At 62.1% G+C, this 24,436-nt stretch carries 19 protein-coding genes and 1 tRNA gene; 8 read left to right on the top strand and 12 right to left on the bottom strand.

Going from position 1 to position 24,436, the window contains the following annotated elements; translation table 11 throughout:
- The first annotated feature begins 17 nt into the window (after positions 1–17).
- Both C1X29_RS03015 and C1X29_RS03020 read left to right on the top strand, forming a co-directional pair.
- A complete protein-coding gene (locus C1X29_RS03015) occupies positions 18–2,639 on the top strand; it encodes an EAL domain-containing protein (protein WP_102716829.1) in 2,622 nt (873 codons plus the stop codon).
- 99 nt (positions 2,640–2,738) lie between these two features.
- Positions 2,739–4,022 (top strand): OprD family porin, encoded by a 1,284-nt coding sequence (locus tag C1X29_RS03020; protein ID WP_256584314.1) that lies wholly within the window; start codon positions 2,739–2,741, stop codon positions 4,020–4,022.
- Positions 4,023–4,029: 7 nt separating this feature from the next.
- Here C1X29_RS03020 and C1X29_RS03025 read toward each other — a convergent pair.
- From C1X29_RS03025 to C1X29_RS03045, 5 genes are all read right to left on the bottom strand, one after another.
- A tRNA-Sec gene (locus C1X29_RS03025) sits at positions 4,030–4,125 on the bottom strand.
- 6 nt (positions 4,126–4,131) lie between these two features.
- Complete coding sequence (gene selB / locus C1X29_RS03030) at positions 4,132–6,042, bottom strand: selenocysteine-specific translation elongation factor (protein ID WP_102716831.1); 1,911 nt, start codon at positions 6,040–6,042, stop codon at positions 4,132–4,134.
- Positions 6,039–7,445, bottom strand: a complete 1,407-nt coding sequence (selA, locus tag C1X29_RS03035) for an L-seryl-tRNA(Sec) selenium transferase (RefSeq protein ID WP_102716832.1) — start codon at positions 7,443–7,445, stop codon at positions 6,039–6,041. The genes selB and selA overlap by 4 nt, the downstream gene beginning before the upstream one ends.
- Before the next feature lie 51 nt (positions 7,446–7,496).
- Positions 7,497–8,177 carry a DUF3313 domain-containing protein gene (locus tag C1X29_RS03040; RefSeq protein ID WP_085745699.1) on the bottom strand — a complete coding sequence of 227 codons (681 nt, stop codon included), beginning with the start codon at positions 8,175–8,177 and terminating at the stop codon, positions 7,497–7,499.
- 17 nt (positions 8,178–8,194) lie between these two features.
- Positions 8,195–8,506, bottom strand: coding sequence for a hypothetical protein (locus C1X29_RS03045; protein ID WP_085745700.1), 312 nt, complete (start codon positions 8,504–8,506; stop codon positions 8,195–8,197).
- Positions 8,507–8,655: 149 nt separating this feature from the next.
- Between C1X29_RS03045 and C1X29_RS03050 the strand changes: the two genes are divergently transcribed.
- Together C1X29_RS03050 and C1X29_RS03055 are read left to right on the top strand one after the other, a co-directional pair.
- A complete protein-coding gene (locus C1X29_RS03050; RefSeq protein WP_102686172.1) occupies positions 8,656–9,381 on the top strand; it encodes a response regulator in 726 nt (241 codons plus the stop codon).
- Positions 9,378–10,709: an ATP-binding protein gene (locus tag C1X29_RS03055; RefSeq protein ID WP_102716833.1), complete on the top strand. Its 1,332-nt coding sequence runs from the start codon at positions 9,378–9,380 to the stop codon at positions 10,707–10,709. The genes C1X29_RS03050 and C1X29_RS03055 overlap by 4 nt, the downstream gene beginning before the upstream one ends.
- A 3-nt stretch (positions 10,710–10,712) precedes the next feature.
- Here the strand turns inward: C1X29_RS03055 and fdhE are convergent, their stop codons facing one another.
- Genes fdhE through fdnG form a run of 4 tightly spaced genes read right to left on the bottom strand, consistent with a single transcriptional unit; the run spans position 10,713 to position 16,308 of the window.
- Positions 10,713–11,639 (bottom strand): formate dehydrogenase accessory protein FdhE, encoded by a 927-nt coding sequence (gene fdhE / locus C1X29_RS03060; protein ID WP_102716834.1) that lies wholly within the window; start codon positions 11,637–11,639, stop codon positions 10,713–10,715.
- A 3-nt stretch (positions 11,640–11,642) separates the two neighbouring features.
- Positions 11,643–12,296, bottom strand: coding sequence for a formate dehydrogenase subunit gamma (locus C1X29_RS03065; RefSeq protein ID WP_102716835.1), 654 nt, complete (start codon positions 12,294–12,296; stop codon positions 11,643–11,645).
- Positions 12,293–13,228, bottom strand: a complete 936-nt coding sequence (gene fdxH / locus C1X29_RS03070; RefSeq protein WP_085667048.1) for a formate dehydrogenase subunit beta — start codon at positions 13,226–13,228, stop codon at positions 12,293–12,295. The genes C1X29_RS03065 and fdxH overlap by 4 nt, the downstream gene beginning before the upstream one ends.
- A gap of 14 nt (positions 13,229–13,242) precedes the next feature.
- Positions 13,243–16,308 carry a formate dehydrogenase-N subunit alpha gene (fdnG, locus tag C1X29_RS03075; protein ID WP_146023249.1) on the bottom strand — a complete coding sequence of 1,022 codons (3,066 nt, stop codon included), beginning with the start codon at positions 16,306–16,308 and terminating at the stop codon, positions 13,243–13,245.
- Positions 16,309–16,526: 218 nt separating this feature from the next.
- Here fdnG and C1X29_RS03085 point away from each other — a divergent pair, with 218 nt between their 5' ends.
- The 4 genes from C1X29_RS03085 to C1X29_RS03100 all read left to right on the top strand — a co-directional run bounded on the left by C1X29_RS03085 (position 16,527) and on the right by C1X29_RS03100 (position 20,737).
- The gene (locus C1X29_RS03085; RefSeq protein ID WP_102716837.1) at positions 16,527–17,675 is read left to right on the top strand and encodes a MalY/PatB family protein; all 1,149 of its coding nucleotides are present in this window, start codon (positions 16,527–16,529) and stop codon (positions 17,673–17,675) included.
- Between the two features lie 95 nt (positions 17,676–17,770).
- A complete protein-coding gene (locus C1X29_RS03090) occupies positions 17,771–18,628 on the top strand; it encodes a glucose 1-dehydrogenase (RefSeq protein ID WP_102716838.1) in 858 nt (285 codons plus the stop codon).
- A gap of 90 nt (positions 18,629–18,718) precedes the next feature.
- Positions 18,719–19,330 carry a Yip1 family protein gene (locus C1X29_RS03095; RefSeq protein WP_085610274.1) on the top strand — a complete coding sequence of 204 codons (612 nt, stop codon included), beginning with the start codon at positions 18,719–18,721 and terminating at the stop codon, positions 19,328–19,330.
- A 45-nt stretch (positions 19,331–19,375) separates the two neighbouring features.
- Positions 19,376–20,737 carry a sodium:proton antiporter gene (locus C1X29_RS03100; RefSeq protein WP_102686180.1) on the top strand — a complete coding sequence of 454 codons (1,362 nt, stop codon included), beginning with the start codon at positions 19,376–19,378 and terminating at the stop codon, positions 20,735–20,737.
- Positions 20,738–20,750: 13 nt separating this feature from the next.
- Here the strand turns inward: C1X29_RS03100 and C1X29_RS03105 are convergent, their stop codons facing one another.
- The 3 genes from C1X29_RS03105 to C1X29_RS03115 all read right to left on the bottom strand — a co-directional run bounded on the left by C1X29_RS03105 (position 20,751) and on the right by C1X29_RS03115 (position 24,295).
- Entirely contained in the window at positions 20,751–21,287 is a 537-nt protein-coding gene (locus C1X29_RS03105) for a hypothetical protein (RefSeq protein WP_102686181.1), read from the bottom strand.
- 73 nt (positions 21,288–21,360) lie between these two features.
- Complete coding sequence (locus tag C1X29_RS03110; protein ID WP_102716839.1) at positions 21,361–23,280, bottom strand: PAS domain-containing sensor histidine kinase; 1,920 nt, start codon at positions 23,278–23,280, stop codon at positions 21,361–21,363.
- Positions 23,281–23,380: 100 nt separating this feature from the next.
- Positions 23,381–24,295: a zeta toxin family protein gene (locus C1X29_RS03115; RefSeq protein ID WP_102716840.1), complete on the bottom strand. Its 915-nt coding sequence runs from the start codon at positions 24,293–24,295 to the stop codon at positions 23,381–23,383.
- Positions 24,296–24,436 lie beyond the last annotated feature (141 nt).

Genomic DNA, 24,436 nt, shown 5'->3' on the forward strand with positions numbered 1-24,436 from the left:
GGATCAAGGACGAGCAAATGGACATTTCCAGCCGTGCGACGTCGTTACCCACCCTGCAGGGCTCTGTCACCCGGCGCCTGGCCATTGCGGTGGGCGCGCTGTTTATTGCCGGCGTGATGGCGGCGACCACTGCGTTGCTCGGCATTGCCACTCAACTGGATGAGGATGACGTCAATGACGTGCGGTTCTATTCCGGCCGAGCGCTGGAAAACCGCATCACGGCATCGAAGAACTACATCACCAGTTACGCCTACTGGACGACAGCGTATGAACGTTTGAGCGGCACGGTCGACACGAACTGGGCGTATACCGAGCAGAACATGGGCAAGACCCTGTTTACCAGCGACGGCTATGACGGTCTGTTCGTGCTTGATCGGGAACGCACCAAATACGCCGTGGTTCGCGGGCAATTGCTCGATGCGCAACTGCCCCAGTTCCTGCAGCTTTCGGCGAACAGTCTGGTGGAGCAAGTGCAAAGTCAGCCCGACCTGACCAAGCCCGTCAGTAGTTATTCATTGTTCGAAGGCTGGCCGGCGCTGGTCACCGCGGCGGCGATCCTTCCCAACGATGAGCGCCCAGTGGGCGATCCCCAAAAGACTTCGGTACTGGTATTCGTCGACAAACTGACACCCACCAAGTTGCGCAAGATCGGCAGCGGGTACGGGCTGAACAATCTGTCGCTGGCACCGGACGACAGCATCGACCAGGGCCAGCCCCGCGTCCCGCTGGACAGCACCGGATACAGCCTCGTTGCGGATCTGGAGCGACCGGGCCTGCATCTGCTGTGGTCATTGTTGCCCACCCTCGGCTCCGCCTTGATTGTGTTGATGGCGCTGACGGCCTGGTTCTTTCGCCATGCATTGCGTTCCTCGCGCTATGTCGACAACAGTTTTGAAGCGATGCAGGCCTCGAATCAGGCACTGCTGGCGTCCAACCGCGCACTGGAAGCCAGCGAAGAGCGCTTCCGGGCGGTGGCCGAAGCCGCGTCCGACTGGATCTGGGAAGTGGATGAAGCGTTGTCCATTACCTATCTGTCGACCCGGTTCAGTGCAGTCACCGGCTATCCGCAGGCCCAGTGGATCGGGAAACACATCGGGCACTTGCTGGTCTGCGACACCACGCCGCTGGATCTGTGGCTGAAAAAACTCGATGAGGAGAACAACGCCAGCGACCTGCGCTGCACCTACCGTGACCGCAAGGAACAACAGCGCCACTGCCGCCTCTCGGCCCGGCCCATCGTGGAAAGAGCGGCAGTCGTCGGCTATCGCGGCACGGCCAGCGACATCACCGATGAAGTCGCCGCCCATGCGCAGATCCAGCACCTGTCCTTGCATGACGCGCTGACGGGACTGCCCAACCGCAACAAACTGTCGCGCTATCTGGACGACGCTCTGCTGCTCAAGGAACACGCTCCGCCTGTGTCGCTGTTGATGATTGACCTAGACAATTTCAAGCCGATCAACGATTCGCTCGGCCACCCCGCCGGCGATGCTGTTTTGCAGGAGGTTGCCGGCCGACTGCGCGAATGCACGCGTGACCACGATATCGTCGCCCGTCTGGGCGGTGACGAGTTCGTCGTTGTGCTCTGCGGCATGGACACGCATCAGGAGATCGACAGGTTCTGCACACGCCTGATCGGCAGCCTGCATCAGCCCATCCTCTTCGAACAGCAACCGTTGCACATCGGCGCCAGCATCGGAATCGCCCTGAGCCGGCGTCACGGGTACATCGCCAGCGAGCTGATCCGTTGCGCGGACATTGCGCTGTACCAGGCCAAATCCGAAGGCAAGAACACCTGGTGCTATTTCGAAGCGCACATGAGCGATCAGATCCAGACCCGTCGGCAGATGGAGGACGACCTTCGAAGGGCCCTGACGAACAATGAGTTCGTGCTGCACTATCAACCCCGATACAAGGTCGATGGCAAGGAAATCGTCTCGGTCGAGGCACTGGTGCGCTGGCAGCATCCTGCCAAAGGGTTGCTCGGGCCGGATTTATTCATTCCGCTGGCCGAACAGACAGACCTGATTGTTCCCTTAGGCCGGTGGGTCCTGCGTGAGGCTTGTGAAACGGCACTGACCTGGCCGGCGGACATTCTCCTGTCGGTCAACCTGTCACCTGCGCAGTTTGCGATCAGCGATGTGGTCGAAGATGTACGCGAAGTGCTGGTCGGCACTCGCTTCCCGGCCAGCCGGCTGGAGCTGGAAATCACCGAGAACGTAATGCTCAACGACACGGACGGCGCGCTGACCACCATGACCGCGCTCAAGGAACTGGGCGTGCGCCTGAACATGGATGACTTCGGCACCGGTTATTCCTCCCTTGGCTATCTGCGGGCTTACCCGTTCGATGGCATCAAGATCGACAAACGTTTCATTGCTTCAATCAGCACCGGCGCCAATGATCGGGCGGTGGTGCAAGCCATCATCGGACTCGGTAAAGCGATGGGGCTGACCGTAACCGCCGAAGGCGTCGAAACCGAGGAACAACTGGACATCCTGGGCAAGGATCAATGCAACGAAGTTCAGGGTTATTACATGAGTCGCCCGATCGAAAAGGCGGCCTTCGCCAGTCTTTTGCAGGCATCAAGAGCCGCCGCTGTCGATCCTTCCAGGCAACGAAAAGGCCGGGTGACCTGAGGACGCTGACTCAGCACATCCGCTCAATCGCAGCACGACGGTTTGCTTCAGTATCCGGCAACTTCCATCACGGCCGGTCACTGACACATGAAAGGTTTCATGCAACCGCGTTTCGCCCTGGCACTGTTGTATTGCGCAATGGCCGACTCGGCATTTGCCAGCGGATTTCTCGACGACGCCAAGGCCGAAGTGCTCAGCCGCAACTTTTACCTGAGCAACGACTACCGCTCGCCCTCGCCCGCCGGAAAAAACTACAAACAGGAATGGGCTCAAGGATTTATCGGCACTTTCGCATCCGGTTTCACGGATGGAACCATCGGCTTTGGCCTCTATGCTCATGCCTTTTATGGTTTGAAACTCGATGGCGGCAAAGGGCATTCCGGCACGGGACTGTTGCCGGTGGACAGTGATGGCCGTAGCGAAAGCGAATACTCCAGCGCGGGTGGTGCGCTGAAGCTCAAGGCCTCGAAAACCACCCTCGCCTTCGGTGAAATGACCGTGGAAACGCCGGTATTCGACACTTCGGACAAACGCCTGCAACCGGAATACGCCACGGGGTTTCTGCTCGACAGCCGCGAGATCGATAACGCGCGTCTTGTCGCCGGGCGTTTCACGGCGTTCAAGAATCAGGACAGCTCTTCCGGCAGAGGCGATTTTCAGGGCTATGGCGCCAGCACCCGGGGCGAAAGCATCAGTTTTGTCGGAACCGACCTGTTCAGCGACAGCCCGGTGGGCGGCGCGCTGTATGCGTCCGACCTGAGCGACACCTGGCGCCAGTACTACGCCAACCTGCATTTCAAACGGTCCGGTGTGCTGCTCGACGCCAACGTCTACCACACCCGCGACACCGGACAGGCACTGGCGGGAGAAATCGACAACACCGCGTTCAGCCTCTCGGGCAAATACACCTTCGGTGCCCACGCGGTGATGCTTGGCTGGCAGCGCATCAATGGCGACACGCCGTTCGATTTTGTCGGTGGCGATTCCATCTACTTGGCCAACTCGATCAAATACGCCGACTTCAACGGCGCCCACGAGCGCTCCTGGCAAGCGCGCTACGACCTGGATCTCGGCGCCTTCGGCATTCCCGGGCTGAATTTCATGACCCGCTACGTCGCCGGCAGCCACATCGACGGCACCCACGCACCCAAGGGCGGCGCCTACAACCCGTTCGACGCGGACAGCGGGCAATATCAGCCGCAGCAAGGGGACGGCGGCAAACACTGGGAACGCGACATCGATCTGCGCTACATGGTCCAGTCCGGCGCGGCCAAGGATCTGTCGGTGCAGCTGTCCCATGTTTCGCACCGGGCCAACAGCGCTCAGGCGGGTGATGACATTGACCGGATCTACGTGGTGATCCAGTACCCGCTGGGCTTTTGAGGGAAATTGGCGGAAGGCAGCCGGAGTCGAACCTGCCCGGGAACGGATGCCGTCCCCAACCGGGTTTGAAGCCCGGCCGCGCCACCGGGCGCGATTGCCTTCCTTGAACTCAGTCCGCGCCGGGGTTGGCCAGCGCACTGTCGGAGCGGATTTGCCGGCCTTCGCCGACGCGCCGGGTCAGGCCCAGCCGATCGAAGTATTCGAGGATCTGAATACTGCGCTTGCGTCCCAAGCCTAGCGCATCGCGGAAGGCCGTGACTTCGATCTGCGGATTTTCTTCGGCCAGGCGCAGCAGCACCGCCGCCATTTGCCGCAGCGTGATGTCGGTGACAAACAGGTCGCGCACCACTTGATGCATCACGCCAAGGCGCGCCAGTTTGCGCAGCAGCAAACGCACGATCGCGTCTTCCTTGTCGACGAATTTCGCCACGTCGCGTACCCACGGCGGATCGAAACCAGCCTGCTCGAACAATGGCTGCAGCGCCTGCCACAGGGTTTCGTCGTCGGCGCTCAGGCGCACCTGATGGTCGGGCAAATGCAGCCACGGGCCGCTGGCGACCAGGGAGCCGGCGCCGAGCAGTTCTTCCAGCAGGCTGATAAAGGTCGCGCGTTCGAGGCTCAAACCGCTGAAACGCCGCAGACGGTCACGATCCGGGCCCATCTGATCGGGCTCCAGCTCATGAAAGCGCGCCAGTTGTTCCAGCAAGTTGAACTTGAGCATGCCCCAGCGCTGCGCATTGAACAGCACCGGGCCTTGTCGGGTTTCGATCAGGCGGACGTTGTCCGGCAGCGTCCAGCCGTCACGCGGACGATTGAACTGACGTTCCAGACGCTGCGGATCGAGGCCGCTTGCGCTGTATTCCAGTAGCGTCGGCAACGCCTGTTCCAGCTCGGAGCTGATCGCCAGCACACGCAGTTGCGCCAGCCGTTCCGGACTGCGGCGCTGACGGGCCGGGGCGAAGGGATCGAGCACACGCCCGCCGCCGAGCGTTCGCTGGGCGCTGGCATCACGCAGGATCAAAGGATCGCCGTGGACGCCATGCACCGGAGCGTTCGTCAGCAGTTGCGCAAACATGCGCTCGCCGGGCGCCAGGCTTGAACCCTCCAGCAAGGCGACCCGCGCGATCACGTCCTGAGTGCCCAGATGCAGGTGCACCGGCTGGAAATGCTCGAAAACCCGCTCGCCCGGCAACAACCGGAATTCGATATCCAGCCGCTGGGTCGGCGCGTGCAGCCATTCGGCGAGCAACCATTGGCCGCGATGGATCTGCCCGAGTTCCAGACGATCCGCGCTGATGTTCAGGGCCACGCGCTGGCCGGCGAAGGCTTGTTCGGCGGCGTGATTCTGCGCGTGCAGGCCCCTGACCCGCACGGTTTTGCCCGCCGGGCCGAGGCTGAGTTTGTCACCCACGACGACCGAGCCCGAAAGCGCCGTCCCCGTCACCACGATCCCGGCGCCGGCGACACTGAACGCCCGGTCGATGGCCAGGCGAAAACCGCCTTCGCGACTGCGCTCCTCGCCTTCTATCTGCAGCAATGTCTGGCGCAGCGCATCGACGCCCTCGCCCGTCACGCTGGAAACCGTCAGCAACGGTGCTTCGGCATAGGGCCCGGGTGCCAGCAGGCTTTCAACCTGTCGGCGAACCTCTTCCACCCTGCCCGCCTCGACCCGATCACACTTGGTGATCGCCACCAGCGCCCGTGGAATGCCCAGCAGCTCGACAATCGCCAGATGCTCGCGGGTCTGCGGCATCACGCCGTCATCCGCCGCCACCACCAGCAATACCAGATCGATGCCCTGCGCGCCTGCGAGCATGTTGTGGGTGAATTTCTCGTGGCCCGGCACGTCGATGAAACCGGTCAGCCCGGCGCCGGGCGCCAGTTCTGCGTACACATAACCGAGGTCGATGGTCATCCCGCGCTCGCGTTCCTGCGGGCGGCGGTCGCCGGTTTGCCCGGTCAGCGCTTGCAGCAGTGACGTCTTGCCGTGGTCGATGTGCCCTGCCGTGCCGACGATCACGTTTGCAACTGCCCGAGTTGCGCCTGCCACGCCGGTTCATCGTCGAGTTGCCGCAGATCCAGCCACAACGCATCGTCATCGATCCGCCCGAGCACCGGGATCGGCAAGGCGCGCAGCGCGGCTTCCAGATTCAGCAGGCAACGGCCGCGCAGGCGTTTCGATACTTGCGGGCGCAGGCACAGCGCTGCGCTTGGCAGGCGCGCCACCGGTTGGCTGCCGCTGCCGATCATGCCCAGCGCGGGCTCCGCCGTGACGATCCAGCCCTCGCCCAACAGTTCGGACAAGGTCGGTCGCAGGCGTTCGGCCTGGGCCAGAATCTCGGCTTGCGGTCGGGTCAACAGGCGCAGGCTCGGCAAACGCTCGGCCAGACGATCCGGGTCGCGATAGAGTCCGAGCACTGCTTCCAGTGCCGCCAGCGTCAGTTTGTCGACCCGCAACGCGCGTTTCAGCGGGTTCTTCTTGATCTTCGCGATCAAGTCCTTGCGCCCGACGATCACCCCCGCCTGCGGCCCGCCAAGCAACTTGTCGCCGCTGAAGGTGACGATGTCGGCGCCATCGAGCAGCGCCTGACGCACCGTCGGTTCCGCCGGCAGGCCCCAGCGGGTCAGGTCCAGCAGGCTGCCGCTGCCAAGATCTTCCAGCAACGGCAGGTCATGCCGATGGGCCAATGCCGCCAGTTCGGAGGTCGGCACCCGGGCGGTGAAGCCTTCGATGCTGTAGTTGCTCGCGTGCACGCGCATGATCAGGCCGCTGCGTGGGCTGATTGCCGCCTCGTAGTCGCGGGCATGGGTGCGATTGGTGGTGCCGACCTCGTGCAGGCGCACGCCGGCGCGGCTCATGATGTCGGGGATGCGGAACGCGCCGCCGATCTCGATCAGCTCGCCCCGGGAAATGATGCCTTCCTTGCGCGCGCCGAGGCTGTTGAGCGTCAGCAGCACGGCGGCGGCATTGTTGTTGACCACGGTCACGGCTTCGGCGCCGGTCAGCTCGCGGATCAGGCCTTCGATCAAGTCGTCGCGGTCGCCGCGCTTGCCGCTGGCCAGATCGAATTCCAGGTTCAAGGGATAGCGCGCCGCCAGTTGCACGGCGTCGATGGCTTCTTCCGGCAACAAAGCCCGGCCGAGGTTGGTGTGCAGCACCGTGCCGGTCAGGTTGAACACCCGGCGCACCTGGCTGCGCTGCTGCAGCGCCAGACGTTCGGCGACCCTTCCGGCCAGCGCTTCAGGGCTGATTTCAATGGCGGTCAGTTGCCCCGCCACCACCGCTTCGCGCAAGTCATCCAGTAACTGGCGAAACCCCGTCAACAGCGCCTCACGCCCGTAACGCTCGGCCAATGGCTGGCACGCGGGGTGGCGCAACAGGCTGTCAATCGACGGTAACCGCAGGGCAACACTCACGGACATCAGGCACTCCCGAAATCGAAATACGCCTGATGATGTTAGACCACCCTGCTTCTAGCGCAGCGCGGCCCGCTGAACCGGCACATAGGTTTGACTCAAGTCCGTGGCCCAGCCATCGAGCACGGCTTTCACGTTATCGGGCGTCATGACCTGTTTGTCATTCTCCAGCGGCACGCCCTTGCCCTTGCGCACCACTTCGGCCACAACCTCCCCGGTCGAACCGTCCTCGAAGGACACTTCCGTGGCGATCTCACTGTCCCGGTCACGAATGCCGGTGGCGCTGCTCACCCCGGCCGCGACCAGTGTCACCGGCAGCCATTCATAAAAGCGCAGACCCTGAGTACTGGCGGCGACCTGGGTGATGGCCGGTTTGACGATCAGCGTGTCCGGGCCGGGCTTCGACGCCAGCGGCAGCACCTTGCCCAGCTCCAGCCTGAGGGCTGCGTCGTAATAATGGGTTACGCCCGACAAAGTACTTTGGGGAATGCGCTGAGAAGGCTCGAGCCATGGATAGAACTGGCTCGGCGCCAGGTAAACCTGGGTGTAACGCCCCCTCATCAGTGTCGGGCTGACCCAGCTCAGAATCTTGTGCCCCGAAGCGGTCTGCCCTTCCTTGAGCACGCTGTAATCCCGCAGAAACCCGGCCTGCGGCTCGGCCGGAAGCTTTTTGCTGCTGCACGCCGACAGGCTGAGGGTGGCGGCAAACAGCACGGCCAGTGAGCGATGGTTACTCATCGAGGGTGTTTCCTTTTTCAGGCGTGGACGTGGTTGTGCGGGGTGTTGTCGGAGCACTCGATGCGCAACTGGCCGTGGGTCATGATCCATTGGATGAATTCGGCGGTAGGAATCGTGTGCAGGTATTCGACCCAATGGGCCTCGGTCGGGCTGAACCGTTCGAAATAGCGGCGCAGGATCAACTGACTCTGATCGTTCGTCAGCCCCAGGCACGTCTCCTGGAACAGGATCGGCGTGTCGGGACCCGGTGCGGTGGTGCGCTGGGTCAGGATCAACGGACGCACGGCGCCATGGTCCCGGGTGATGTAGCCGCTGTTCATGTCCTTCATGTTGAGCCCCCTTGGTTGGAAAGCGTGCAGAGTGCCTGCGGATGTTTGCCCGACGATGTCCGGCTGATGTCCGCGCTGAAGGAATGTTGCAGGATTGAAATATATGACCGGCGCATCGAAATGGTTTTAGATGCGCTTCTTTTGGGTTCATGGATTGCGCAAACGTGAGCAGATTGCTGATCGTCGATGACGACGGGGAAATTCTGTCCTTGCTGAAGAAGTTCTTCGTTCAGCACGGCTATCAGGTCGATGTCGCCGCCCATGGCGAGGCCATGTGGGCGGCCATTGCGCAGGCACGGCCGGACACGATCATCCTCGACCTGATGCTCCCCGGTGAGGGTGGCCTGAGCCTGTGCCAGAAAGTCCGGGCGCAGATGGGCATCCCGATCATCATGCTCACGGCCATGGCCGAGCTGAGCGACCGGATCGTCGGCCTGGAATTGGGCGCCGACGACTACCTGACCAAGCCCTTCGCCCCGCAGGAGTTGCTGGCCCGGGTGCGCGCGCTGCAACGCCGGGTCGGTGAGAACACGCCGTCCGGCGCCGAGCCTTCACGCCCGGTCATGGCCTTCGCCGGTTGGCATCTGGACATCACCTGCCGCGAACTGCGCTCGCCCGAAGGCGTGATGATTCCGATGTCCGCCGGCGAATTCGACCTGTTGCTGGTGTTGCTCGAACATCCGCAACGCATCCTGACCCGCGAACAACTGATCGACCTGACCCACGGCCAGGGCCACGACGCCTATGACCGCAGCATCGACGTGCAGATCAGTCGGCTGCGGCGCAAGATCGAACCGGACAGCAAACGCCCGGACCTGATTCGTACCGTGCGCAACGGCGGCTACATGTTCACCGCCAAGGTCAGCCGCTCATGATCGGCCGGATGCTGCGGCGCGACACCCTCAGCCGGCGGATTGCCCTGACAATCGTCGCGGCCATGCTCGCTTCGCTGCTGCTCAATGCGCTGTTCGTTCAGGTCGCGGGGATCTGGGCCCGGCCACCGATCGAGCGCACCGGGCTGCTGGAGCAGATTGCCGCCACCACCCGAGTGATCGAAGCTGCGCCGGCGACCTTGCGCCCGCAACTGGCCAGTGCCGCCAGCAGCCCGATGCTTGAAGTGCTGTGGAAACCCCGTCGGGTCGACTTCGGTCTGCCGGGGGACGGCGAACAGGTTGAGGCCGGAAAAGTGCCGGCGCTGCGGCAATTGCTTGGCGATAACCGACAGATCGATGTGTTCAACCCCGATGACTGGCCCGCCGGCAGCCCTCGCGCGCATTACATGGCGCTGGTGCGGCTGGCCGATGACAGCTGGCTGTCTTTCACGCCGCCGGAGCGCAGTTGGGGCTTGAGTCTGAACGTGCGGATTGCCGTGATCGTTGCCCTGGGGCTGGTCGCCACCCTGCTGGTCGCCTGGCTCGCCACACGCCAACTGGCCCAGCCGTTGCAGCGCTTTGCCCATGCCGCGCGGCGTTTCGGCGGGGACCTGAAAGCGCCGCCGATCCACCTCGAAGGCCCCCATGAAATCCGTCAGGCCATCGTCGCCTTCAATACGATGCAGGCGCAGATCCAGCATTTCATCGGCGAACGCACGCACATGCTCGCCGCCATCTCCCACGATTTGCGCGCCCCGCTGACCCGGATGCGGCTGCGCAGCGAGTTCATGGAGGATCTGGACCATCAGGGCAAACTGATCCGCGACATCGAGGAAATGCAATCGATGATCAACGCCGCCCTGGCGTTCTTCCGGGAAGACACCCATCTGGAGCAATCCACCGCGTTCGATCTGTCGGAGTTGCTGCAAACCATCATCGATGACTACCGCGATCAGCACATCGACATCGGTTTCACCGTTCCGGCGCATGTGGTGTATGACGGCCGGCCGCTGGGCATCAAACGGGTCATCGTCAATCTGCTGGATAACGCGGTGAAATACGGACAGCGACCCAGTGTGGCGCTGAGCAGCGATGACACGTCGATCCGCATCGAGGTCATTGACGAAGGGCCGGGGATTCCCGAGGACGCGCTGGAGCGGGTTTTCGATCCTTTCTTCCGACTCGAGACCTCGCGCAACCGTGACACCGGTGGCGTCGGGCTCGGTCTCTCGGCGGCACGAGGAATCATTCGTGAACAGGGTGGCGAGCTGAGTCTGCGCAATCGCCGCAGCGGCGGCTTACGCGCACGGGTTGAATTGCCGCATCGCTGAGGCTTATTCGTCGCCGGGCGCCAGCAACAAATTCGGCGCCAGCCGCTGATAACCGTCCTGAGCCAAGCGCATGTCGAGCAGCAGACTGCCCAGATCCGCCGACAGCGCCTCGCCCTCCCCGTCGTTTTCCAGATACAGCAACTTCAGGTAGCTGTTGCAGCCCGGACAGACTTCGGCGCGCAACGGCGCCTGATTGGCGGCGTGGCGATCATCCTCGAGGCTCAGGTATTCAAGCCCTTTGCTCTGCTCGCAATACACGCACTTGACCCGCACCACATGCCATTCGCAGGCGCACAGTGAACACACCAGATAACGCAGGCCGTTGTGCTTGCCGCGATGGCGGATCACCCCGGCCATGGCCGGCGAGCCACAGGCCGGGCACTGGCTGAGGCTGTCGCCGGGCGTCAGTTGCAGGTTCTGTGCGCTGAGCAGCCAGTGACTCCACGCCGCTTGCAGCGCCGCCCCGAGAAACGGCACCAGCGCCGCCGGCACCAGCGAATACTGACCGCTGACCAGCGCCACGGCCCAGGCGCGCCACTGGCCGGGGCTGGCGATGCGCAGTGTGGTCACGGCCTCGACCACAGCCGGTTGCTCGGGGACGACATAACGCTGGAGCAAGGCCCCGAGATACAGCTGCCAGGTGTCCTCGCGAATCAGGGTGTCGGCGGCGAACGGCGGCATGCCGTGTTGCCGGCAGACCTCCAGCCGCTGTTGATCAAGCGGCGCGGTTGAGGGCGGATCATCGAGGATCTGCTGCTGGACCCGGCACAAACCAGCGATCAAATGCAGGTAGTCGGCCAGCGGATGCCCGTCGGCCAAACGCTCAAGACGCTGGGCCCGCAACAGGAACAGGTTGTGCGGCGGCAGGTGCAGAAACGGCGGCGAACTGGCCGCCGCTTCGATTTCTCCGGGTTCGAGGATGGTTGGCAACTGTCAGCCCTTTTTCGTGACCGGTCGCTCTGGCGGATCCTTGCTGTCCACCTCGCGATACCAGAGTGCATGGTGTTTCCTGGCCCAGGCGCGGCTGACCCAACCGTGCATCATTGCGTCCACCGAGCCCTTGATCCAGATCCCGGCGTAGATGTGCACGATGATGCTCAGGATCAGCACAAACCCCGCCAGAGCGTGCAGCAACATCGCCCAGCGGATCGTGGTGATGCCGAAGTAATGACTGAAATACGCGCGCCAGATCACCAATCCCGTGAACAGCAATCCGAGCATGCACAGCAGTAAAGTCCAGAACAGCAGCTTTTGCCCGGCGTTGTATTTGCCCACCGCCGGCACGGTCTCCTCGTCGTTGACCAGCACCCGGTCGATGCGTCGCAACCATTTCCAGTCGTTGTCGATGAAGAAGTTGGAACGCCAGAAGCGAAATACCAGGCCGAGGAAGAACACGAACATCAGCACGCCCATGAACGGGTGCAGGATCCGCGTCCACGGCCCGCCGCCGAACAGGTGGGTCAGCCAGAACATCGACGGATGGAACAGTGCCAGCCCCGACAGGCCGGCCATGAAGAACAGAATCGCCACCAGCCAGTGATTGGTGCGCTGGTTGGCGGTGTAGCGCAGGATCGTCTTGTTGCTCATGGCCGGCCCTCCCCGCGTGGGTCGAAGGTGTGCACCGCCGGGTCGACGACGTGCACCGAGGTGTCGGGCGGTTCGGGATGTTCATCTTCCTCGACCCGGTTCGGGCCGATCCGCACGTAATGGAAGAACCCGGCCAGCACCGCCGCGCCCATGGCCAGCAGGCCCAGCGGTTTGCTGATGCCTTTCCACAAGCCCACCAGCGGGCTGATCTCGGGGTTGTCCGGCAGGCCGGCGTAGATTTTCGGGGTGTCGGCGTGGTGCAGCACGTACATGACGTGGGTGCCGCCGACGCCTTGCGGGTCATACAGGCCGGCGTTGTCGAAGCCTCGGCTTTTCAGGTCGACGATGCGCTCGGCGGCGTGGGTCTTCATGTCGTCCTTGGTGCCGAACACGATGGCCCCGGTCGGGCAGGTTTTCACGCAGGCCGGTTCCAGCCCCACCGCCACCCGGTCCGAACAGAGCGTGCATTTGTAGGCCTTGTGGTCCTTCTGCGAAATGCGCGGGATGTTGAACGGGCAACCGGTGATGCAATAACCGCAGCCGATGCAGTGGTCCTGGTCGAAATCGACGATGCCGTTGGCGTGCTTGATGATCGCGCCAGGGCTGGGGCACGCCGCCAGGCATCCGGGCTCGGCGCAGTGCATGCAGCCGTCCTTGCGGATCAGCCATTCGAGGTTGCCGGCGTCGGTTTCGTGCTCGGTGAAGCGCATCAGCGTCCATGAATCGGCGCTCAGATCCTGCGGATTGTCGTAGGTGCCGTGGTTGTGGCCGACCTCGTCGCGCAGCTCGTTCCATTCCGAGCACGCGACCTGACAGGCCTTGCAACCGATGCATTTGGTGGTGTCGATCAGCTTGGCCACCTGTTCCTGGCCGCGTATCGAAGGCGCCGGGGTCGTGGTGGCCGAGCGGGCAATGATGTCTTGGCTGGCCATCTAAAGATTCTCCATCAGAGTTTCTCCACGTTGACCAGGAATGACTTGGATTCCGGGGTCTGTGTATTGCCATCGCCGAGGAACGGCACCAGGGTGTTGGTCAGGTAACCGTGGCGCGTCAGGCCGGTGAAACCCCAGTGCAGCGGAATGCCGATCTGGTGCACCACCTGGTTGTTGACCTGCAACGGCCGGATCCTTTTCGTCACCACCGCCACCGCTTCAATGAACCCGCGTTTGCTGCTCACGCGCACCCGATCGCCGGCAGCGATGCCCTTCTCCTTGGCCAGCACTTCGCCGATTTCCACGAACTGCTCGGGTTGGGCAATCGCGTTCAACTTGCAGTGCTTGCTCCAGAAGTGGAAATGCTCGGTCAGCCGGTAGCTGGTCGCTGCATACGGGTAATCCTTGGCTACGCCTAGGCTGTCCCACACCGAATCGAAGATCCGCGCCGCCGGGTTGCTGGTGGCTTTCTTGTTGTCCGGGTGCAGCGGGTTGATGCCGATCGGCGTTTCGAACGGCTCGTAGTGCTCGGGGAATGGCCCTTCGTTCATCTTGTCGACGGCGAAGAACCGCGCCACACCTTCGGGGTTCATGATGAACGGGTTCATCCCGGCTTCCGGCGGCACGTCGGCCTTGTAGTCCGGCACATCGGTGCCGCCCCAGGCCTTGCCGTTCCACCAGACCAGGCGTTTTTTCGGATCCCACGGCTTGCCGGCGACGTCCGCCGAGGCGCGGTTATAGAGAATCCGCCGGTTGGCCGGCCAGGCCCACGCCCAGCCCTGATGCTGGTGCATGCCGTACGGATCGGCGTTGTCGCGCCGGGCCATCTGGTTGCCAGCCTCGGTCCAGCTGCCGCAGAAAATCCAGCAGCCGGACGCGGTGCTGCCGTCATCCTTGAGCTGGGCGAACCCGGCCAGTTGCGAGTTGCCCTTGATCGTCGCGCCGGTGGCGTCGGTGAAATCCGTGGTGGCGTAGCCGTTGATCTCTTTGGCGATTTCTTCCGGTGAGGGCTCTTCGGCGATCTTGTACGGCCACGACAACTTCAACAGCGGATCGGCGAATTTGCCGCCCTCGGCCTGATAACGCTCACGCAGGCGCAGGAACAGCGCACTCATGATCTGAACGTCGGTGCGCGCCTCGCCCGGGCCGTCGGCGCCTTTCCAGTGCCATTGCAGCCAGCGGCTGCTGTTGACCAGCGAGCCGTCCTCTTCGGCAAAACAGGTGGTCGGCAGGCGGATCACTTCGGTCTGGATATCGGCGCTCTCAACATCGTTGAACGGCCCGACATGTTCCCAGAACTGCGAAGTTTCGGTGGCAAGCGGGTCCATCACCACCAGCCATTTGAGCTTGGCCAGCGCCGCCATCACCCGGTTCTTGTCCGGCAACGCGGCAATCGGGTTGAAGCCCTGGCACATGTAGCCGTTGACCTTGCCCTGCCCCATCAGGTCGAACACCTTGAGGATGTCGTAGTTGGGGATGTCGAGTTTCGGCAAGTAGTTGTACGCCCACTGGTTTTCGGCAGTGGCATTGGCGCCGTACCAGGCTTTCATCAGGCTGACGTGGAACTTGCTGTAGTTCTGCCAGTAGGACAATTGCCCCGGCCGCAACGGAACCTGGGTGCGTTTATGGATGTAGGCCGCGTAATCCTGCTCGGCGTCGGTGGGCAAGGTCAGATAACCCGGCAGCGCGTTGGACAGCAGGCCAAGGTCTGTCAGGCCCTGAATGTTCGAGTGCCCGCGCAAGGCGTTGACCCCGCCGCCCGGCATGCCGACGTTGCCCAGCAACAGTTGCACCATCGCTGCGCTGCGTATTATCTGCGAGCCGATCGAGTGCTGAGTCCAGCCCAGCGCATAGAGAATGGTCATGGTCTTGCCCGGTGCCGAGCAAGTGGCAATTTCCTCCCAGATCTTTTTCATCGCATCGACCGGCATGCCGCAGATCTGGCTCGCCAGGTCGATGTTGTAGCGGCTGTAATGCTGCTTCATCAGTTGATAGACGCAGCGCGGGTCCTGCAGGCTCGGGTCGACTTTGACGAAGCCGTCCTCGCCCAGTTCGTAACCCCAGGTGGATTTGTCGGTGTAACTGCGTTTGGCCGCGTCGTAACCGGTGAACAGTCCGTCCTCGAAGCCGAAACCGGCTTTGACGATAAACGACACGTCGGTGTAGTTGCGCACGTATTCGTGCTGGATCTTGTCCTCGGTCAACAGGTAATTGATCAGCCCGCCCATGAACGCGATGTCGCTGCCGGTGCGGATTGGCGCGTAGTAATCGGCTACGGACGCGGTCCGGGTAAACCTCGGATCGACCACAATCAGCCGCGCGGCGTTGTGCGCCTTGGCTTCGGTCACCCATTTGAAGCCGCAAGGATGGGCTTCTGCTGCGTTGCCACCCATCACCAGGATCAGATTCGCGTTGGCGATATCGGTCCAGGTGTTGGTCATGGCTCCACGGCCGTACGTCGGGGCAAGACTTGCCACCGTCGGGCCGTGTCAGACACGCGCCTGGTTATCGAACCCCAGCATGCCGAGACTGCGAACCACCTTGTGGGTGATGTAGCCCGCTTCGTTGGACGCTGCCGACGCTGCGAGGAAACCGGTGGTCAGCCAGCGATTGACCGTCTGGCCCTGGGCGTTCTGTTCGACGAAATTGGCGTCGCGGTCGGCCTTCATCAGGTCGGCGACGCGGTCGAGGGCTTCGTCCCAGGTGATCCGGGTCCATTCGCTGCTGCCGGGCTTGCGCACCTGCGGGTACTGCAAGCGGCCGGGGCTGTGAATGAAGTCCAGCAGACCGGCGCCTTTCGGGCACAAAGTGCCGCGGTTGACCGGGTGGTCGGCGTCGCCCTCGATATGGATGATGTTTTGCGCAACGTTCTTCGCGGCATCGCCCTGGCTGTACATGATCAAGCCGCAACCGACCGAGCAATACGGGCAGGTGTTGCGGGTTTCATGGGTGTGGGCAAGCTTGAAGTGGCGCACCTGCTCGGCGAAGGCCTGCGTCGGGGCCATGCCCAACGCGCCCAGGCTAGAGCCTGCAAGGCCGATACCGGCGACCTTGAAGAACTGACGACGGCTGAGATCCATCGTGCACTCCTGATCAGGTGGAACCCGGTACTGGTGCCGGGTTTGTTCTGGACAATCACGGTTGCGGCAGACGAGTGCCGACTTTTTCACTGTAGACAAAGCTCCCGCCGCTTGTGTGAAAACCGACCGTCGGCCATTCATCGGTCACAAGTTCGCGCCCACAGGGGATGGGGGTTTATCATCGCCGGCACGACCCATCTCCGCCTCAGAGACCGCGCATGACTTTCGATTTTGATCAGGTATTCGACCGCCACGACACCGGCAGCACCAAGTGGAGCCGCTATCCGGCCGACGTGTTGCCGATGTGGGTCGCTGACATGGATTTCGCCGCGCCGCCGGTGGTTATCGAGGCCCTGCAACAACGCCTGCTGCACCCGTTGGTGGGCTACAGCGTGGCCCAGGACAACCTACGTGAGGCCATCGTCGCCGACCTCTGGAACAAGTTCGCCTGGCGGGTCAAAACCCAAGAACTGATTTTCCTGCCGGGCGTGGAGTCGGGTTTCAACATGGCGCTCAAGGCTCTGGTGCAACCGCAGCAGAACGTCGTGGTGCAAACCCCGAATTACCCGCCGCTGCGCCATGCACCTGGCCATTGGGGCCTGAACAAGGTCGAGCTGGAATTCAACGCCCAGGCCGACGGCACCTACGCCACCCCGCTGGACGCACTGCGTGAATCCCTGACCGGTGTCGGCGCCCTGCTGCTGAGCAACCCTCACAACCCGATCGGCAAAGTCTTCGGCCGTGAAGAACTGCAAGCGGTAGCGGACATCTGCGTGGCGCAGGACGCCTGGATCATCTCCGACGAGATCCACGCCGAGCTGTGCTACGACGGTCGCGTCCACATTCCGACCGCGTCCCTGAGCCCGGAAATCGCCCGCCGCACCATCACCCTGATGTCGGCGAGCAAGGCCTACAACATCGCCGGTCTCAAGACTTCGTTCATGATCATCCAGGACGCCGCCCTGCGTGAACGCGTCAACCACGCCCGTTGCGGCATGGTCGACAGCGTCAACCCGCTGGGCATGGAAGCCACCCGCGTGGCCTACAGCGAAGCCGGTCCGTGGCTAGAGGCGCTGAAGCAGTATCTGCAAGCCAACCGTGACTGGCTGGTGGACGCCGTGCGCAGCCGTTTGCCCGGCGTGACCCTCAATGTGCCGCAAGGCACGTATCTGGCCTGGCTCGATTGCTCGGCGCTGGATCTGGACGATCCGCAGAAGTTCTTCCTGGACCACGCCCGGGTCGGCCTCAGCCCGGGCCTGGATTTTGGCGACCACAGCCAGCAGTTCGTGCGCCTGAACTTCGGTTGCCCGCGTTCGATGCTCGAAGAAGGCATTGCGCGGATGGAGCGAGCCCTCGAGTCCCGGTAATCAAGTCAGGGCAAACCCGAGCGTCAATCCGATCGAACTCACCGCAGACGGGCCGGGTCAACCGGCCTACCTGTCCTGAGACCCGGAGATTGACGATGACCGACTATCCAAAACCCCCGTTCCCGAAACAGGCGCAGCCGGTTCCCGGCTCCCAGCGCAAGATGGAGCCCTACCCCGATTGCGGCGAGCAAAGCTACACCGGCTCCGGTCGGCTGGCCGGCAAGATCGCCCTGATCACCGGCGCCGACAGTGGCATCGGCCGGGCGGTGGCCATTGCCTTCGCCCGCGAAGGTGCCGATGTGGCGGTCGCCTATTTGAATGAACATGAAGATGCCAAGGAAACCGCGCGCTGGGTCGAACAGGCCGGTCGCCAGTGCCTGTTGCTGCCCGGTGACATTGCCGAGAAAGCCCAGTGCCAGGCGTTGGTGGATCAAACCGTCAAGCGCTTCGGCCGCATCGACGTGCTGGTCAACAACGCGGCTTTCCAGATGACCCACGAAACCTTCGAGGAGATTCCCGACGACGAATGGGTGATGACCTTCGACGTCAACATCACCGCGATCTTCCGTCTGTGCCAGGCTGCCATCAAACACATGGGACCTGGCTCCTCCATCATCAACACCAGTTCGATCAACTCGGACATGCCCAAGCCCACCCTGCTCGCCTACGCCACCACCAAAGGCGCCATCGCCAATTTCACCGGTGGTCTGGCGCAAATGCTCGGCCCGAGGGAAATCCGCGTGAATTGCGTGGCACCGGGGCCGATCTGGACGCCGCTGATCGTCTCGACCATGCCGGATGAGGAAGTGCAGAACTTTGGCGGGCAAACGCCACTCGGCCGCCCCGGCCAGCCGGTGGAGGTCGCGCCGATCTATGTGCTGCTGGCGTCTGATGAAGCCAGCTACATCACGGGCCAGCGCTATGGCGTGACCGGCGGCAAACCGATGCTCTGAACCACTTGCCAGAAAAAGTGAACCGCTGGACAAGGCGACCTCTCCATACCTTCATGGCCCGTTCGGGTTGCAAGAGATCAGGAGGTCGTCATGTCTGCGCCTATTATCAAACTCTTCACCCAGCCGAACTTTGCCTGGACTGACATCCGCCGCGAAGAAGAGGCCCACCCGCGTCATTACCTTGCTCACCTGCTGTTGCTCGCCCTCGTCCCGGCGGTGTGTCTGTTCATCGGCACCACCTATGTCGGCTGGAGCCTGGCGGTGGGTGAAACCGTCAGGCTCAGCAGTGCCAGCGCGTTGCAGCTGAGTGTCCTGCTCTATATCACCATCGTGGTCGGCGTGGCGATCATTGGCGGATTCATTCGCTGGATGTCGCGCACCTTCGATGCGCGGCCGACGCTCAACCAGTGCATCGGTTTCGCGGCATACACCGTCACCCCGTTTTTCATCGCCGGGCTCGCCGGCCTGTATCCCAGCCGCTGGCTGGCGGTGCTGGTACTTGGCGCGGCGTCGATCTATTCGACGTTTCTGCTGTTCGTTGGCCTGCCGACTTTCATGCACGAGCGCAAGGAACAGGGTTTGCTGTATTCGGCCAGCGTCTGGGGTGTCGCGCTGCTGGTGCTGGTGACGTTGTTGGTGTCGATGATTCTGCTCTGGTTTAACGTGCTGACGCCGGAATACCTGCGCACGACTGCGGGTTAGGCCGGTTATGGGGCGGCATCGAACTGACCTTGCGGGCCGCGCGTCATGAGCTTCATCATCTGGGTGGCGGTGCTCGGTGCCGTGCTGCTGACCCTGGCGCTGACATCGTCGTACCTGCGCTGGATGCCGGTAACGACCTCGGCTGTTTGCCTGCTGCTGGGTGTGGGCATCGGGCCGGCAGGGCTCGATCTGCTGAAACTGCCGCTGGACGAAGCCTCTTTGTGGATGGAGCACCTGACTGAAGTCGCGGTGCTGTTTTCCCTGTTCGTCTGCGGTTTGAAGTTGCGTTTGCCATTGCGCGACAGACGTTGGCGGATTGCATTCGGTCTGGCGGGTCCGGTGATGGTGCTGACGATCATCGGCGTCTGTCTGTTGCTGCATTTTGGCCTGGATCTGAATTGGGGCCCTTCGCTGTTGATCGGCGCGATTCTGGCTCCGACCGACCCGGTGCTCGCAGCGCTGGTACAGGTCAACGATGCGCGGGACGTCGACAGCGTGCGCTTCGGCCTGTCCGGCGAGGCCGGGCTCAACGACGGCGTTGCATTCCCCTTCGTGATCCTCGGGCTGTTGCTGCTGAACGGTGAAGGGTTTGCCGCCGAGTGGCCCGACTGGGTACTGCGCAGCCTTGTGTGGGCGGTTCCGGCCGGGTTGCTTTGTGGCTACTGGATGGGCCGTGGCATCGGTCGTCTGACCCTCTCGCTGCGCATCCGCAACGATGACAGCACTCTGAGCCCGAATGACTATCTGGCCCTGGCGTTGATTGCGCTGGCCTACGTGGTGGCTGAATCCATCGGTGGCTACGGTTTTCTGTCGGTATTCGCCGCCGGCCTCGGCTTGCGACAGGAGGAAGTCAAATCCACCGGCGCCCATCAACCACCCGCCGAACACATGGTGCAACCGGTTGTCGGTCATCAGAATGTCGAGCCGCAGCAGGCGGTGCACGGCGATACCGAGCGGCTGGAAGACAGCCAGGTGGCCGCCGGCATCATGATGGGCGACATGCTCGCCTTCGGCGGTCTGGTCGAGCGGGCGATGGAAGTGTTTCTGGTTACCCTGCTGGGCGTGGTGCTGGTCAGTCACTGGGACTGGCGGGCGCTGCTGGTCGGCGGCGTGCTGTTCTGTTTCATTCGCCCTGCCTGCGTGGCTTTGATGCCGTGGGGATCGTTATTGGCTGGGCGCCAACGGTTATTGATCGGCTGGTTCGGCATTCGTGGCATCGGCAGTCTGTTCTACCTCTTCTATGCGCTGAACCATGGGCTGGGCGACAGCGTGGGCACGCTGTGTACCGACCTGACCCTGTCGGTGGTGGCGCTGAGCATTCTGCTGCACGGCATCAGCACCCAGCCGATTCTTGCCCGCTACGAGCGGCGTAAAAAACCGGTCAATCCTAAACGAGATGGCCGTTGAACGCGGTGGTGTTTCAGCCTCCCGGGTTGGTCACCTGAATGTAGAAGGCATAAGTGCCGAGCAACATCCAGAATGTTGCAAAGATCCACGGCGTACGAATGGAAAACAGCAGTGACTTGCGATACCCCTTGTGGCTCGACTCCATTTCGCTGAACAGCGGCGATTCGTCATAAGCCAGACCCATCAGGGGTTCGCTGCGCAGCAATTCACTCTGCTTGAAATGCCAATGATCGATGATGTCGTAGGCGGCACGAATCCCCGGCCAGGCATTGAGCGAACTGAGCAGGCCGAGCAAGGCCAGGAACGGTGGCACCACCAGGGTGAACAACTTGCCCCACTCGGGATTGAGGTTGGCCATGCAGGACGCGAAGGCAATCACCAGAAACGATTGCGCGGCCAGGTAGGCATCGGTGCGGTTGGCCAGGATGCTGGTTTCGTACTGGATTTCCCGTCGGTAGAAATCCAGCCGTTCCTTGGGTGAACCGAACATTTTGGCGTTATGTTCGTTGAGGGTCTCTTCGGCGGTCGGTTGGGTCAATATGCGTGGCACGATGGAACGCTCCGAAACAAAGCGTTTTGAGGCGCCACGTCTCGGACAAGTTCAGCCCGATTGTGCCTCCGGTTCACTTTATCGACTGGGCAATGATCTCCACCAGATTCAGTTGATTGAACGGTTTCGACAGCCGCGGCAGCCCTGCTGCAAAACCTTCGAGGCGCTCGGCATAACCGGTCGCGAGGATGATCGGCAGATCCGGCTTGAGCAGGCGCACGGCGTGAGCCAGTTGCGCGCCGCTCATCTGCGGCATGGCCATGTCGGTGATCATCAGGTCGATGACCTCGCCCTGATCGAACAGCTCAAGCGCCTGTGCACCGGAGGCGGCGCTGACCACCCGGTGGCCGAGGTCTTCCAGCAGCAGAACCGTGCTGGTGCGCACCAGACTGTCGTCGTCCACCACCAGCACGCTGAGGCGCGGCACTGTATCGGTGGACACCATCGGGCCAAGCGGTTTGGCGACAACACCGTCGATGGCTACCGGCAACCACAGTTCAGCGGTGGTGCCCTGCCCCTTTGTACTTTTCAGAATGAAGCGGCCACCCAGTTGTTCGATGAAACCCTGGACCATCGACAATCCCAGACCGGTGCCCTTGCCCAAGCCCTTGGTGGTGAAAAACGGATCGCTCGCCGACGCCAGGGTGGCGGCGTCCATGCCTTCACCGGTATCGGTGACCCTCAGGCACACGTAGCGCCCAGCTGCCAGGCTTGTGTCGTTCTGTTCGAGCACCACTTCGGGCTCGGCACTGATCGTGACGTTGCCTCCTTCGGGCATGGCATCACGGGCATTGGTCGCCAGATTGAGCACCGCCAGTTCGAGTTGGTTGCTGTCGGCCAGCACCGCTTGCAGGTCTTCGGGAAACTGCGTTTCGATGCGGATCCCCGGCCCCAGTGAACTGCGCAACAGCCCGGTGATGCCCTGCACCAGTTTCGGGATTTCGATCGGTTCGGTCTTGAGCTCCTGACGCCGGGCAAAAGCCAGCATGCGCTGGGTCAGCGACACGCCGCGCAAGGCGCCCTGGGTGGCGTTCTCCAGCAGACGGCTGACTTTCGGGTCATCGCCCAGGCGTTTGCGCACGATTTCCAGGTTGCCGAGGATCACCGTCAGCAGATTGTTGAAGTCGTGGGCGATACCGCCGCTGAGTTGGCCGATAGCCTGCACTTTCTGCGCCTGGAACAGCGCTTCACGGGTTTTTTCCAGGGCCTGTTGCGCCTGGGTAGCCTCGGTGACGTCGCGGGTAATCTTGGCAAAACCGAGCAAAGTGCCGGTGTCGCCGCGAATCGCATCGACCACCACATGGGCCAGAAACCGCGTGCCGTCCTTGCGCAGGCGCCAGCTCTTGTTCTCGAAACGGCCCTCGCGCACCGCAGTTTCCAGGGCGCGCTGGGGTTCACCGGCGTCACGGTCTTCCGGGGTGTAGAACATCGAGAAATGCTTGCCGATGACCTCATCCGGCTTGTAACCCTTGATCCGCTGCGCGCCGGGATTCCAGTTGGTCACCCGGCCTTCGGGGCTGAGCATGTAGATCGCATAGTCGGTGACGCCCTGCACCAGCAGGCGAAACTGCTGTTCGCTCTGCTTGAGGGTTTCTTCGGCCATTTTGCGGTCGGTCAGGTCGCGGGTGATCTTGGCAAACCCGAGCAGTTGCCCGCCCGGGCTGAAAATCGGATCGATCACCACGTGGCACCAGAAGTGCGTGCCGTCCTTGCGTACCCGCCAGCCTTCACCCTCGAACCGGCCCTCGCGGATCGCCGTGTCCAGCGCCCGCTGCGGCAAACCGTTAGCACGGTCTTCATCGGTGTAGAACCGGGAAAAGTGTTCGCCGAGGATCTCCGCCTCTTCATATCCCTTGAAGCGCTTTGCGCCGGAGTTCCAGCTGGTAATGATCCCCTCGGGGTCGATCATGTAGATCGCATAATCGACGACCGCATCGATCAGCAAACGAAAGCGCATGTCTTCGATTGCAGCGGACTTCTTGTTCTCGCTCATCAGGCTTGGCTCAAAGCAGGTTTTCAATGACTGGAGTATGCGTCAAACCGGCGGTTTGGAAAGCCGCAAAAGCATACCGGGCCAGGCAAGGGGCAGCAGCTCATCGCTGGACATATCTGATGATCCTTGCGTAAAGCGCATTGAAGAGGAAATCCGGTACCTGCGTCGCGTATTGCGTTGCCTTGGACAAGGCCAGGTGGCACTCCCTGACCATTTCATTACGCTCGTTTTCGCCATTGACCGATTTGCTGAAAATGCGCTCATAGGCCTCGTAACTGTAAGGCGTGGATGTCGAGGTAATGGAAAGCTTGTGCTGGGTGTCCAGGGTGTATGTGCTGTGCGCGCGCAGGATCCGATCCTGCAAGGCACCCAGCCCGCGCTCGTACAGGAAAATCTGCGAGCCGCTGATTTTTCTGGCCACCGCCTCCAGTGTGTACAGCACCGCATGAGCATTACCCAGGCTGGATTTCAGCGCCGACGGTTTCACGAAACGCTCAAGCTCGCCCTTTTCGAGGCTTTTGAGCCCGCGTCGAACCCCGGAAATAAAGGCAAAGGGGTAGTTGCAGGCGACCACGTGCACTTCCAGCTGATAGCCGGCATTGGCGGCGTACTCAGGCAAGGCGGCAAATTCGATGGTGTCGAATGCACACTCCAGAATGATGTTGAGTTTTTCCCTGAAGGCTCTTTCGAAAATCTTCTGGCACAGATCGCGGACGAACGTCTCTGTGTGTTCGTAGGCATGCAATACGCCGATTTTGATCATTTCCTCATATTGCGGATGCCTCTCCCGATACTGGGGAAGGTAGAGGCGAACATGGTTTTGATAGCGACCGGAAGGCAGCAGGCTTTTTTCCAGCAGGTAGGTTTTGCCCGAACTTTGCACGCCGGCAGTGACCAGCATCCGGGGTGTGGTCTCGGCTGTTACTGCGGAAAACAGCGTTGGGCTGAGGGTGTCGAAAGCGGCAGTGACCTGCTCTGGCGTGTAGGTGTAGTGGTAGGCAGCGGCGACAGACATGCAGTGATTTCCTTATCTCGTCTTGAGGGATACCGGTGGCCGGTCCTTTGACTAAAGACCGGTTTTCGGACTTCATCAAAGACAAGATATTTACAACGTATGTCACTGTTTTGTATGGGAATTAATCCTACAGTTAACGAT

This window comes from Pseudomonas sp. GW456-12-10-14-LB2 (assembly GCF_002884345.1).
Lineage (GTDB): Bacteria > Pseudomonadota > Gammaproteobacteria > Pseudomonadales > Pseudomonadaceae > Aquipseudomonas > Aquipseudomonas paraglycinae.